At 67.0% G+C, this 14,056-nt stretch carries 5 protein-coding genes; all 5 read left to right on the top strand.

Annotated features, from left to right (window positions below):
* Window positions 1–432: 432 nt before the first annotated feature.
* The 5 genes from OB2597_RS09740 to OB2597_RS09720 all read left to right on the top strand — a co-directional run bounded on the left by OB2597_RS09740 (window position 433) and on the right by OB2597_RS09720 (window position 14,054).
* Window positions 433–3,144, top strand: coding sequence for a hypothetical protein (locus OB2597_RS09740; RefSeq protein ID WP_009805375.1), 2,712 nt, complete (start codon window positions 433–435; stop codon window positions 3,142–3,144).
* Window positions 3,141–9,941 (top strand): LamG-like jellyroll fold domain-containing protein, encoded by a 6,801-nt coding sequence (locus OB2597_RS22520; protein WP_009805374.1) that lies wholly within the window; start codon window positions 3,141–3,143, stop codon window positions 9,939–9,941. Before OB2597_RS09740 ends, OB2597_RS22520 begins: the two co-directional genes overlap by 4 nt.
* Window positions 9,942–10,090: 149 nt before the next feature.
* Complete coding sequence (locus tag OB2597_RS09730; RefSeq protein ID WP_009805373.1) at window positions 10,091–11,653, top strand: AMP-binding protein; 1,563 nt, start codon at window positions 10,091–10,093, stop codon at window positions 11,651–11,653.
* 101 nt (window positions 11,654–11,754) lie between these two features.
* On the top strand, window positions 11,755–12,909 hold the full coding sequence (locus OB2597_RS09725) for a zinc-binding dehydrogenase (RefSeq protein ID WP_009805372.1): 1,155 nt from the start codon (window positions 11,755–11,757) through the stop codon (window positions 12,907–12,909).
* Window positions 12,906–14,054, top strand: coding sequence for an NADH:flavin oxidoreductase/NADH oxidase (locus OB2597_RS09720; protein ID WP_009805371.1), 1,149 nt, complete (start codon window positions 12,906–12,908; stop codon window positions 14,052–14,054). The genes OB2597_RS09725 and OB2597_RS09720 overlap by 4 nt, the downstream gene beginning before the upstream one ends.
* Window positions 14,055–14,056 lie beyond the last annotated feature (2 nt).

Below are 14,056 nucleotides of genomic sequence, written 5' to 3'. Positions count from 1 at the left end.
GCGCGATTGCCGTTACCGCGCAAGCCTGTAGTGTCGGGGCGCCGGAACGTTCGGAACGCGAAGGGATTTTCTTCGGCGGGACTGCGGGGCCCGAGGGTCTTTTGCATGCGGACGGTGCGGCTGGCAATCACCGCTTTTCCCTTTGTGCCGATGACAGGCGCCGGGCGATCCGCAATGGCCGGAGGCGCCGGCGAGGGTGCCAAGTCGTTGATCTTGAGGTGGTTCGTCGTTCGGTTCGCCACGCGCGTCGGCGCGGCCCGAGGGAGCGACCCCGGAAAGGTGTCGGAAAAGTTAAAAAAGTATACTCAGCGGGCCCGATCAGTGGCATGATCCCGACATTATCGATGCGTCTGGGGTGAAGTGATTTGAACCCGGCCCGAGGGGGAGGGGCACCTTTGCGCTCAAGACAATTTGGGCTGGGGGGCCGGAAGAATGACGGAGTTTTCCGAGACCGGGCATTCGGAGGAGCTGTCCGAACAGGGCGTCTACTTCGGCGAAACCTATATCACGCGGATCAGCGATCTCGTCTTCACGCCGAGCGGCGGGCAGTTCGGGCCAACGGTCACCGGCTTCGAGTACGACGAATTCTTCGGGGTCGGTGAAGACGACCTGGTGGGTGACACCTTCAGCATCGGCGGCCCGGTGGTGGTCGACATTCCCTTCCGGGGCGATACCGAGATCTTCCGCGCCCGGCTTTTCGGGGAACTGGGCGCGCAGTTCGGTCTGCAGATCACCTCGTCGCTCGATCCCGGGTCGGTGGATGCCGTCCTGCCCTACGAGACGCTGGTCGCCTTTCCCGACGTCGACGCGGCCGGCCTCTCCGAGGGCGACGTGGTCGATCTCTTCTTAGGGGCGAGTTTCGATCCGGGGGCGCATGCGGAGAGCGGCTTTACCACCGAATTTCCCTCGTTCACCTTCGACATCGGCATCGTCACCGAGCTTCTGGTCGAACTGGCGGCCGAGATCGGGGCCTTCGGCAACAACCGGACCTTCAAGATCCTCGACTTCGTGGTGCCCGAGACCCTGTTGTCGATCCTCTCGGTCGATACCAACCGGGAAATCACCGCGGCCGAAGAGGCCGAGGACCCGGAGCTTTCCGCGGGCGACGCCAATCCGATCGAGCTTTTCGGGATCACCACGCCCGAGCTGGTCGACAAGATCGACGGTCTGGACCCGGCCTACAACGATGCGGGCGAATTCGCGGGGATCGGCATTCCGCTCAACACGTTCGTCAGCGCGCCCGAGACCGAGGACGCGGAGAAAAAGGACGCCTCGCCCGAGGGGGAGGAGACGCCGGACAAGGAGGAAGACGACGATCCGGGCTTCGATCTGACCGACATCGACCTGGGCCGGATCGAGGTATTCGTGCCCAACATCAACACTGTGTCGTCCTTCGACGGCGAGATTTTCGTCACCGACCCGACGAAGAAGGCCCGGTACAATTACGACGATCAGGGTAACCGGACCAGCATCGACCGTCTGGACGACCTGGACGAGGAGGGCGAGAACCTAGGCGAGGGCAACCGGGACGATCTGGCGGCGCTGACGCTCGATCTCGACGGGCTCATCACCTATGCGACGGGGGGATCCTTTCCGCCGCTGGAACTGGGCCCCTTCGACATTCTCGACGGTAAGATCGGCGGCGTCTACGTGGACGCGGGCTTTTCCTACAACCTGCTGGATGTCGAACTCGAGGCGGCGCTGCCGCTCGAACAGGAGTTCACGCTCACCCCGAAGCTGCAGACACAGCTGAAGTTCTACGAGACGGACGGCGCTGGCCAGAAGGTCGACACCGCCAAGCTGGTCGAGGTTCAGATGCAGCAGAAGGTGCTGCGCTTCGACGAGACCGGCACGTTCCGCGACGCGGCGGTCGAGGCGCGGCTGCGCCAACTGGCCGAGGGGAACGCGCTCTATGCGCAGGACATCGACGCCTTCATCGACTTCGACGCCGGTATCGCGGGCGCCTTCACCGGGCAGACCGCCTCGATCGGGGGACGGATGATCATCAGCCGCGACGGCGGCGATAGCTGGGACGAACTGTTCACCAATGCCTCGGATCCGATCGCCGAAAGCGCGCCGGCCCTCGGCCAGGACCAGACGGTCGATCTGACGCTGGCCGAGGATACGCGGCTCGGCTACCGGCTGTTCATCGGGTCGGGATCCTCCGAGGTGCAGGAAGACTACGAGATCACGTTCGACAAGTCGGACAGCGTCTATGTCGAGAAGATCGTCGAGACCTCGAACTTCATCACCGAGACGCCCTTCCTCGACGATCTCAACGCGCTGAACCTCGTTTATGACGATGCGGAAACCTTCGTCGAGGTGGTCTCAAAGGCCGTGCCGATCGTCACCAACCGCACGGGGCTGGAATTCGATCTCGCGCTTCTTCTGTCCGGCCTCGCGGCAAGCGCGACCTTCGAGGCGGCCTACGACATAGGTCCCTTCACCATCGGCGCCGGGCTGGAATTCGACCTCGGCCCGCTGTTCGAAGAGAAATTCGAGCTTCTCAACCTCGACATCGTCGACCTGTTCAACGGCAGCTTCCAGATCGAGGAGAGCCAGACCACCGACTTCGTCCTCGGGGCGCCGGCGCAGGGTTCGGATTACGGCGACGCGGTCGTGCTTGGCCCGGGCGATGACACGCATACCGGCACGGCGGCGGACGATGAGATCATCGCCCTCGCAGGCGAGGACAATATCGACGCGGGCGGCGGCGACGATGTCGTCCATCTCGGGCGCGGCGCCGACACGGTCGAGGGCGGATCAGGAGAGGACACGCTGGACCTCTCCGACCTTCAGCGGCAGGTCGCGGCGAGCCACGTCACCTCGGTCTTCGGCGAATTCGACATCCGCCGCGTGACGGCCGGAGAGCGGCTCGGCGTGTTTCTGGAGCCGCTGATCCGCGACGACGGGTTCAACGTCGTTGCCCGCGGCGACGTGCTAGTCGTCGTCCTCGGAAGATGCGGGGCAGGCGGTCCGGGTTTCCGTCCCATGAGGCCCGCGGGTTCGAACGGGTCATCCTCACCGGACTTTGCCGATGACGTCTGGGTGACGAACGATCAGGGGTCTCGGTCTACGAGGCGCGGGGGGGCAACGACGGCATCACCCTCGATACGACCGACAGCCTGCCGCTGGCGCCAGTGACCGTTCATGCCGGCGCGGGCGACGATGTGCTCGCCACCTCCTACGCGCCGGTCGCCGCCGGCAGCCTGTTCGACGGCGGGGCGGGGTTCGACCGGCTCGAGGTGGACGGCGATCTGGACCTGATGACGGGGATCGGGGGCCAAGGCGAGATCTACCGGAATTTCGAGGCGGTCGCCGCCCATGCGGATCGCGACGAGGACCAGACCTTCCGCGGCGACGGCGGCAACAACCTTCTCGGCGGGGGGCTGGGCGACGACACGCTCGTGGGGCGGGACGGCAACGACAGCCTCTATGGGGGCGCGGGCCGCGACGTGCTGATCGGCGGCGCGGGGGCGGATGCGCTCACTGGCGGAGCGGGCGTCGACACGGCGGACTATTCCGGCGCCGCGACCAGCGTCTTCGTCGATCTTGATTTCGGCGGCACCGGCCGCGGTTTCCGCGGCGAGGCGCAGGGCGATGTGCTGGACGGGGTCGAGAACCTCGTCGGGTCGGATTACGAGGATATCCTGATCGGCGACAATGCCGCCAACGCGCTGGCCGGCGGAGAGGGCGACGACCGGTTGCAGTCGCAGGGCGGCACCGACACGCTCTCGGGCGGAGAGGGCGACGACCTGCTCAATCGCGGGACGCTGGCGACGCTGTCCAATGCCAAGGCCAACCTCTACGACGGCGGCGACGGGTTCGACATCGTGGCGGTCGACGTCTTCAGCCCCTTCCGCCAGACCGGGAGCTATACGGCCGACGACGGGGGCAAGTTCACCTTCAAGGAGGGCGCCTTCGCGGGGACCGAGAAGACGGCCTATCGCGACATCAAGATCTCGTACCGCTACGAGAGGTCGGCCCATGTCGAACTGGAACTGGACGAAACCGGCGCCGGGACCATCCGCTATATCGAGGACGACGCCAGCGGCCGCTTCCTCGCCACAAGGATCGAAGGTCAGGCCGTCTACGGGTCGCGCAACAGCGCGGTGGATCTGAACTGGGACAAGCGGACCACGAACTACAATATCAACATCTCGGATCAGTCTCTCTCGAACCTGCGCGGGGACAACATCAACTATACGCGCGGCGACTATTATTCCCTGTTCGGCAGCGGAACGGTCGACAGCACGTCGGGCGCCCCGAGTGTCCGCGGAGGCGAGTTCGGAAGCGAGCTTGTCCAGAACATCGAAGGCATGATCGCCTCGCGCGGGAACGACCGGATCACCGGCAACAGCGCCGCGAACGCGTTCTTCGGCAACGGCGGCAGCGACCTGCTCGAGGGTGGGGGCGGCGACGACCGGCTGGGCTTCGGAGAGGGGCAGGCGCTGTCCGACGTCTTCTCGTTTCCGGGCAGTTCGGGCGTCCAGGCGCCCGGCAGCGACTCGCGCCTGTTCTACGACATCGAACAGCGTCTCGTGTACCTCAACCCCGAGGGCACGGAATCCAGCGATGGCCGGAACGACTGGACGCCGGTCGGCAAGATCCAGATCAGCGCGGGCGGCGCTGTGCAGGACATCGGTTCGTTCCTCTGGGGGCAGGGCGGGATCGACACGCTGGACATGCGCTATGACCGCGGTGTCAGCTTCTATCCCGACCTCTCTACCAATTATGCCGTGGTCGACCTGAACATCGCCTCTTCCGCCGCGCCGACGAACCTCTACACCGGTGAACAGATCCAGTACGGCCGGGCAGGGTGGTACGACCCGGCCGGCACCCGGCAGAGCTTCGCGACGACCTACGGCGTCGAGAACATCATCGGATCGCGCCGCGACGACGTGCTGATCGGGGACCGGAACGACAACCGGATCGAAGGGCTGGACGGCGCAGACGAGATGCGGGGCGGGGCGGGCTTCGACACCGCCGCCTATTCCCTGGCCGACGAGGGCGTGACCCTGAACCTGCGCAGCGAGGGAAGCGGCTTCGTTCTCGACAATGCGCGCGAGATCGTCACCGGCACGGGCGATGCGACGGGCGACCTGGCCGAAGAGTTCGAGCGGTTCGAGGGTTCTAACCACGGCGATCTGTTCATTCTGGAAGGGCAGGCGGCCGAGATCGCGACCACCTTCGAGGTGGCGTTCGAATACAGCACCCTGAACGGGTCGGTGCCGGTGACGGTTCCCGGCGTGCAGACGGTCACCTTCGCCGCGTTCGATCCCGCAAACCTGGCGACCGGAACCGAGGTGGACACCGGTGCGGGGGACGATGCGGTGATCGTCGAAGGGCTGGGGGCGCACGACATCTCCCTGGGCGCCGGCGACGACACCGCCACGCTCAGAAACATCGGTCATACGCTGTCCGGCGGGGCGGGCGACGACACGATCACCATACTGAAACACGACGCCCTGGGGCTTCAAGGCATCGACGCGGCCCTGCGGGTGACGACGATCGACGGCGGCGCGGATGAGGATACGGTGGTCTTTTCGGGGGGCAACTACGTCACCTTCCAGATCACCAATTCGGGCGTTCTGGTGACCGAGCGGCCGTCGCCCGAGTTCGAGAACGACACCTTCGAGTGGGTCCACCCCGAACTGGGCCCGCAGAGCCTGTCGCTGCGCGACACCCCCGAGTTCACGGCACAGCAGAACGCGCTGAAATCGGCCGTCGCGTCCTATTGGTTGCGGAATGTCGAGATCGTCGAGATCGATGGAGAGCGGATCCGGATCGACAATGCCGATCCGGTCGTGGATGCCGACAAGACAATGGTGCTGGCCGAGGATGCCATCGATCCCTACGAACTGAACCTCAACATTGCACAGGCGGACATGGACGCGGGCGCGACGTTCGAGATCCTCGCCCTGCCGCAGACCGCGACGCTCGTGCTGGCCTCGGGCGCGGCCCTGTCGGTCGGAGACAGCGTGACCGCCGCCGACATGGCAGCGCTTCGCGTCGTGCCGGGCCAGGATTTCGATCCCTCGCGCGATTCCGTGCAATACCGGCTCCAGGGCGATCCGGCGGAAGAGGCGCGGACCAAGATGCTGCCCGAGACGGTGCGCGGCACCGCTCTCGGCCTCACCGCGCACGGGACCGAGGTCGAGGTCACCACCACGCCCCCCACGGAGCCGACGGCCGAGATCCCGCTCGTGCGGCTGAACCCGGTGACCGGCGCCGCCTCGACGCCGGAAGAGCTGCAATACGCGGACGGCGGCAATTTCCGCGATTTCGGCGCGGGCCCGGTCACGGTGGAATTCCTGTTCCGTTCGGCCGGGGCCTACGATCCGGACGGGCCCGCGCAGGTCTTCATGTCCTACAACGTCAGCGGCAATGACAACGAGGTCATGCTCTTCGGGCACACCGATGACCGCGGGCTCGAACTGGCCTTCAACGGGACCAACATCTACACCGGCTACCGGATCGAGCAGCTGTTCGATCGCGAGGCGCACCGCGTCTCGGTGGTGTTCGCGTCCGATGCCGGTGAGATCACGCTCTTCGTCGACGGAGAGCAGGTCTTTCATGACAAGGTCGCAGGCTCGCTCGGCTCCGTGACCAACGGCGGGTTCCTCTACTTCGGGCAGGAGCAGGACAGTCCGGGCGGCGGTTTCAATGTCAACCAGACCATCAACGGCGACTTCGGCGACATCCGGATCTGGAGCGGCGCGCGCAGTCAGGCCGAGATCCGCGCCGATGCCTTTGCCGAGATCGCCGATCCGGGAGCCGAAGCGTCCCTTGCCGCCTACTGGCAGGCCGATCCCGCGAACCAGGGCGTCATGGTCAACGCCGTCGGCGACACGCATCTGAAGCTGATGAACGCGCCCAAGATCGTCTCGGCCGTCGATCCGGCGGCTCCGGTGGCCACGGTGATCCCGACCGTCCGCGTCAATGCCCATCCCAACCAGACCGAGTACGTGCAGGCCAACCCCTTCGCCATGCCGACGGGCGATGCGACCATCGAATTCGTCATGCAGGCGCTCGACCGGCCCGAGGAGTTCTCGGAACGCCAGCACTTTGCCTCCTATGCGGTGCCGGACTCGAACAACGAATTCCTGATGTATGTCGACGGGACGAACTCCGCCGGCACGATCGGCATGGGCATCGCGGGCAATCCGGGCTTCAACACCGGCGTGTCCAGTGCGCTGATCATGGACGGACAGCCGCACCGCATTTCGGTGACGCTCGACGTGTCCGAGCAGGTCGCGACGCTCTATGTCGACGGCGTCGCCGTCTTCACCGGTGACGGAAACGGCCCTCTCGCGATGGCGGCGGGGGGCAGTTTCAACTTCGGGCAAGAGCAGGATTCGGTCGGCGGCAGCTTCGACACCAGACAGGAGGTCCGCGCCGATTTCGGGGACATCCGGGTGTGGAACACCGTCCGGTCCCAGGCCGAGATCGAGAGCACCGCCTTTCACCAGATCGACCACCCCGGCACCGTGCCGGGGCTGGTCGCGAACTGGCAGGTCGATCCCTCGTACACCGCCGGGATCCCTGAGCTTTCCGGCGGCAGCGACATGATCGCCGTCAACGGACCGGCCCTGGGCAGCGTCTCCTTTCCGCTTCCCGAGGTGGCGGGGCCGCCCGCCGCCCCGGCGCCTGCCATCTCGGTCACGCAGTTCGTCGACCAGCATGGCGATGCGCTCACCATCACGGTGGACGAGGTGCCCGGGAACGGCACCGTGTTCTTCATGGCCCCGGACGCCGAACTTCTTGCCATGGGCATCACCTTCCCGGTCGAAACCGCGGTGAGCGCGGGGGACGTGCTGACGCCCGATCAGCTCGAGCGGCTCCATTTCCGCGCCGATCCGGACTTTTCCGGCGATGCGGGAGAGTTCCGCTATACGGTGCGGGACGACGTGGGCTTCCGGCAGCTTTCGGGAACGCTCGCCCCCGACGCCAACTTCGCGTCGGATGGCGCCGCCAACGACGGAGCGGCAAGCCAGACCGTGTCCTTCCGGATCACCCCCGTCAACGACGCGCCCGAGATCGCCAATGTCCTCTTTCCGCTGTCGCCCGGCGGCACGGTGGACAGCAGCGTCCGCGTCTCGGATGCCGAAGGCGACGGCTACACCGTCACCCTGGAGACGCAGGGCCGCTACGGCACGGCCAAGGTCGGCGCCGACGGCGGCTTCACCTATGTCCAGGACACTGCGATCGACTTTGCCGGCGCGGCCTTCATCGAGGACACGTTCCGCGTCACCGTGACCGAGTCCACCGCCGGGCCGCTCTTCGTCTCGGCGCCGGCCCCTGTGGCGACGACGCGCGAACAGACCATGCGCATCATCAACCCGGACATGCAGTCCGCGATCGTCTTCGACCCGCGGGACCCGGACTATTTCGAAGAGGACGGCACGCCCAGAAAACTCGGCGGCCTCGGCACGAACGACCTGCTCTACGGGCATGACGGGGCCAACGGCCTCTTCGGCTTCGGCGGCGACGACAACCTCTTCGGCTTCGCGGGGGACGACACACTGGAAGGGGGCAAGGGCGACGACACGATCCTCGGCGATCTCGGCCTCGATCACCTGCTCGGGGGCGCGGGGGGCGACTGGCTGAACGGCGGGTCGCATGCCGATGTGCTCGACGGCGGCTCTGGCGACGACTTCGTCACCTACGCGGGGGCGGCTTCGGGCGCGCGCCGGATCTCGCTCGGCGGGACGCCGGGAGAGGGCGGGGAATCCCACGGGGACGTGCTCCGGAATATCGAGAACGCCATCGGATCGCGCTTTGCGGACGTGTTCATCGGCACGAGCGGCGCGAATGCGCTGAGCGGGATCGGCGGCAACGACCTGTTCTACGGGCTGGGCGGCGATGACACGCTGAACGGAGGATCGGGGGACGATGCGCTGGACGGCGGCGACGGGGCGGATGTCCTGATCGGAAGTGTCGGCACCGACGCGGTGCGCTATGTGTCCTCTGCCGCCGTCCAGGTCAATCTCGCGGCCAATACCGGTGCCGGCGGTCAGGCACAGGGCGACACGTTCTACGGCATCGAGAACCTCGTCGGTTCCCAATTCGGCGACACCCTGGTGGGAAGCGCCGAAGCCAACGTGATCCAGGGCCTCGACGGTGACGACCTCATGCGCGGCTGGCACGGTGCCGACACGCTCATCGGGCACGCCGGCATCGACACGGCCAGTTATCAGGACAGCGCCGTCGGGGTGAATATCGGCATCTTCCGCGCCGGTTCCGGAGGCACGGCGGAAGGCGACCGGCTGATCTTCGTCGAAGGGATCATCGGCTCGGGGCATGACGACGAACTGGTGGGCGGCGGGTTCGCCCCGATCCTGGAAGGGGCGGGCGGCAACGACACCCTGATCGATTTCGGCGGCAACGCGACGATCCGGGGCGGGTTCGGCGACGATACCATCAATGCCGGAGGCGGAGCGGATTCCATCGACGGCGGGGCGGGGACCGATACGCTGCGCTATGCCAACACCTCTTCGGTGACGATCGATCTGGGTGCCGGAACCGGATCGGGTTTCGCGGCCGAGGGCGACACGATCGTCAACGTCGAGAACGTGGTGGGGTCGAACGCGGCCGATACTCTGACCGGGGACGGGGCCGACAACCGGCTCGAAGGGCTCTATGGCGAGGACACGATCAAGGGCGGCGTGGGGAACGACGTTCTCGTGGGCGGGGGGAACGCGGACACGTTTGTCTTCGACACCGCCGGCTGGGGCCGCGACCTGGTCCTCGACTGGCAGGACAATTTCGACAAGATCGACCTGCGCGGCTCGGGGCTGACCCATGCCAGCTTTGCAAAGGTCGACACGGCGCAGGGCGTCCGGCTGGATTACTTCAACGGCGCGACGACGGATACGATCCACCTCTTCGGGGCGAGCCTGACACCGGCGGATATCACGGCATCCGATTTCCTGACCTGATGCGACCCGAGGCGGTCTGACCCCGCGGTCTGGCCACGCGATCCGACCGCGGGGCGGCCCGCAGGCTCCGGCCGATCTGGACAACCGCCTGCCAGTCATCCACTTTCACCGCGACCCGGCACGTCGCCGGTGCAGAGGGAGGACAAGCTTTGGAGGCTGCGCTGGATCGCGACAGCGCCGTGTTGCGGTACATGCTGGAACGGCATGCGGAGGCGCGCGGCGACGAGACGTTCGTTCACTTTCACGGCGGCCCGGAATGGACCTACCGGACGGTCCTCGACCGTGTCCGGCGCCGCGCCGCGACGCTGCGCGACGAAGGGGTGCGGCAGGGCGATCCGGTTCTGACCTTCCTCGGCAACGGGCCCGACCTGCTCGTCACCTGGTTCGCGATCAACTACCTCGGGGCGGTCTACGTGCCGCTCAACACCGCGCTTCTGGGCGGGTCACTGCAGCATATCCTGACCGACAGCGGGGCGCGGGTCATGGTGGCGGCCCCGTCCCTCGCGGCGCGCTTGGAGGGGATCAATCGCGGCGCGCTCGGGACCGTGCTGCTGGTGGAAGAGGGCGAGACGCCCGAGATCCCGGGGCTCGACCTGCGCCGGCTGAGCGACCCTGAGCAGGCGGAGCCCGTCGAGACCGACCGGCCGATCGAGCCGTGGGACACCCAGGCGATCATGTACACCTCCGGCACGACGGGACAGGCCAAGGGCGTGCTTTCCAGCTATACGCAGCTCTACACCATGGGGCCGGACGCCTTCGACTGCGTTGGCCCGCAGGACCGCTGCATGATCTGCGGCCCGATCTTCCACTGCGGCTCGACGCTCTATGTCTACGCCATGCTGGCGCGGGGGCTCTCGATCGGCATGATGGCCGAGTTCAAGACCGACCAGTTCTGGCCGGCGGTGCGCGAGACCGGATCGACCTACACGCTGCTGCTGGGGGTCATGGCGGCCTTCCTGCTCAAGGCGCCGGTGACCGCGCAGGACCGCGAGCATCCCCTGACCCATGTATTCATCGTGCCCTTCGGCGAGGACGGGCCCGCCTTTGCCGAACGGTTCGGCGTGGACGTCTACACGGTCTACAACATGACCGAAATCTCCTCGCCCATCCATGCCGGGCCGGGGATCACCGAAAAGGGGCTCGCGGGGCGGCTTCGCCCCTGGATGGAGGCGCGGGTCGTCGACGCCAACGACATCGAGGTGCCGCCCGGCGAAGTGGGCGAGCTGATCCTACGGTCGTCGCGCCCCTGGGCGTTGATGAAGGGCTATCTGAACCGGCCCGACGCCACGGCCGAGGCGATGCGCAACGGGTGGTTCCATACCGGGGACAGCTTTCGCCAGGACAAAGACGGACGGTTCTATTTCGTGGATCGCGCGAAGGACGTGATCCGACGGCGGGGCGAGAACATCTCCTCCTTCGCGCTGGAGGGCGAGGTGCTCGGGCATGAGGCGGTCCGGGAATGCGCGGCCGTCGCCGTGCCATCCGAGCATACCGAGGACGAGGTGCTGATCGTCGTCACTCCGGTCGAGGGCAGGCGGATCGATCCGGCGGACCTCGTCGAATGGCTCGCCGGGCGGGTGCCGCGTTTCATGGTGCCGCGTTATGTCCGGGTCATGGAGGAACTGCCCAAGACCGCCAGCGGCAAGATCCAGAAGCATGTCATGCGCAGCGAGGGCGTGACGGCGGACACGTGGCAGCGCGCGGGGCGCTGAGGGACGACCGATTGGGAAATGGGCATGCCGTTGCGCGCGCCGGGACCTCGCGCCTATGGTCCCGCAGGGCGGATCGGGGGCGCCGACAAAGGAGGACGACAATGACACTGACCTGCAAGGGGCTGGTTCTCCGGGAGTTGGAGAGGCCGGCGCCGTTCGCCGAAAGCGCGCCGCTGCAACTGGAGACCGTGACGCTTCTGCCGCCGAAAGCCACGGATGTCGTGGTCAAGGTCATGGGCGGCGGGCTCTGTCATTCCGACCTGTCGGTGATCACCGGCAATCGCGGGCGCATGGTGCCGATGCTGATGGGCCACGAGGGCGCCGGAGAGGTCGTCGAGATCGGCGCGGGCATCGACGATGTCCGGGTGGGCGACAAGGTGGTGTTCCAGTTCGCGCCGTCCTGCGGCCGATGCGAAATGTGCCAGTCGGGCCGTCCCCAGATCTGCCAAGCCGCGGTGAAGGCGCGGGCCGAGGGCGGGCTGCTCTCCGGCGGGACCCGCATCAGGGGTGCGGACGGCGAGGAGATCCATCATCACACCGGCATCTCCTGTTTCGCGGAATACGCCGTGGTGAGCCGGGGCTCGGTGGTCGTGGTGGACGATCCGATCCCGATGGTGGATGCGGCGGTCTTCGGCTGTGCGGTGATGACCGGAGCCGGGGCGGTGATGAACACCGCGCGCCTCCAGGCGGGCGAGACCGTGGCCGTCTTCGGCCTGGGCGGCGTGGGGCTCTGCGGGATCATGGGCGCCAGGGCCAGCGGTGCCGAGGTGGTCATCGGCGTCGACACGGTCGAGGCGAAACGCCGGAAGGCATCCGAACTGGGCGCCACCCATGTCTTCGATGCGGCCGACCCCGAACTTGCGAGCAAGGTGGCGGACCTGACCCGCGGCGGCGTGGACGTGGCGGTCGAGCTTGCCGGCGCGGTCAAGGCGCTCGAGGGCGCCTATTCCGTGCTGCGCCGGGGCGGGCGCCTGATCACCGCCGGGCTGTCGCCCGCGGGCGCGACATTCGGCATCGACCACGCCGAGATGGTGTCGAACGAGAAGGCGATCATCGGGTCCTACATGGGATCGAGCGTGCCGGTCCGGGACATCCCGCGCTTTCTGCGGATGTACCATGCGGGGGCGCTGCCCGTGGACCGGCTGATCGACGGATACCTCGGCTTCGACGAGGTGAACGCCGGGTTCGACAAGCTGGCCGAGGGGCGCGCCCTGCGCCAGATCCTCGCCCCGCACGGCCATCGAGGAGCCACATGAGCCAGCCGATACTGTTCACGCCGCTCACCATCCGCGGCGTCACCATTCCCAACCGGGTGGTCATCCCGCCGATGGACATGTACTGCGCCGAAGACGGGCACGTCACCGACTTCCATCGCACGCATTACGGCAAGTTCGCCTTCGGCGGCGCGGGCCTGATCTTTGTCGAGGCCGCGGCCGTAACGCGCACCGGCCGTATCTCGAACGGGTGCACCGGCATCTACCACGACAGCCATGTCGAGGCGTTCCGCCCGATCACCGCCCAGATCAGGGGGTTGGGATTTCGGTCCTGCCTGCAGCTGGCGCATGCCGGCCGCAAGGCGGCGACCCAGCGGGCGTGGGAGGGCAACGGCCCGCTCACGCAGGAGAACCTTGAGGCCGGGGACGAGAGCTGGACACCGATCGCCCCCTCTGCCGTCGCCTTCACCGAGGGTTGGCTGGAACCCCGGGAGATGGACCGCGCCGACATGGACGAGGTGCGCGAGGCCTTCGTGACCGGGGCGCAGCGGGCGCTCGAGGCCGGGTTCGACATGGTCGAGATCCACATGGCGCATGGCTATCTTCTGCAAAGCTTCCTCACCCCGCTGGCCAACCGGCGCGAGGACGCATACGGCGGATCGCTCGAGAACCGCATGCGCTATCCGCTGGAGGTCGTGCGGGCGGTGCGGGCGGCGCTGCCCGATGACGTGCCGCTCTTCACCCGCATCTCGGCCACCGACTGGATCGACGGCGGGTGGGAGCCCGGTGATTCCGTCGCTCTGGCAAAGGCGCTCAAGCAGGCGGGGGTCGACGTGGTCGACTGTTCCTCGGGCGGGAACATGCTGCATGGCGCGACCAATTCGAACCTCGCACGGGGGCCGGCCTATCAGGCGCAGTTCGCCAAGCTGCTGCGCGAGGAGACGGGGATCATGACCCAGGCGGTCGGCCTGATCCGGACGCCGGACCTGGCCGAGCAGCTGTTGCAGGAGGGGCAGGCGGATCTGATCGCGATCGGCCGTCAATCGCTCTTCAATCCGTACTGGGCCCATCATGCGGCGGAGAGACTGGGCGTTCCGGACTGGGAGGCCTGGCCCGCGCCCTATGCCTGGTGGCTGTCCAGGTGGAAGCGAGGGCTCGCCTCGATGGACGAGGAGCCGCTGGCGTGACC

This window comes from Pseudooceanicola batsensis HTCC2597 (assembly GCF_000152725.1).
In the GTDB taxonomy this organism is placed as follows: Bacteria; Pseudomonadota; Alphaproteobacteria; order Rhodobacterales; family Rhodobacteraceae; genus Pseudooceanicola; species Pseudooceanicola batsensis.
Note: the sequence above shows the minus strand (reverse complement) of the source record. Positions and strands in the feature narration are given on the sequence as shown.

What these genes read in the sequence shown, in the direction of transcription:
- OB2597_RS09740 (WP_009805375.1), top strand. Translation starts at nt 433, where the DNA reads ATGACGGAGTTTTCCGAGACCGGGCATTCGGAGGAGCTGTCCGAACAG.
- OB2597_RS09725 (WP_009805372.1), top strand. Translation starts at nt 11,755, where the DNA reads ATGACACTGACCTGCAAGGGGCTGGTTCTCCGGGAGTTGGAGAGGCCG.
- OB2597_RS09720 (WP_009805371.1), top strand. Translation starts at nt 12,906, where the DNA reads ATGAGCCAGCCGATACTGTTCACGCCGCTCACCATCCGCGGCGTCACC.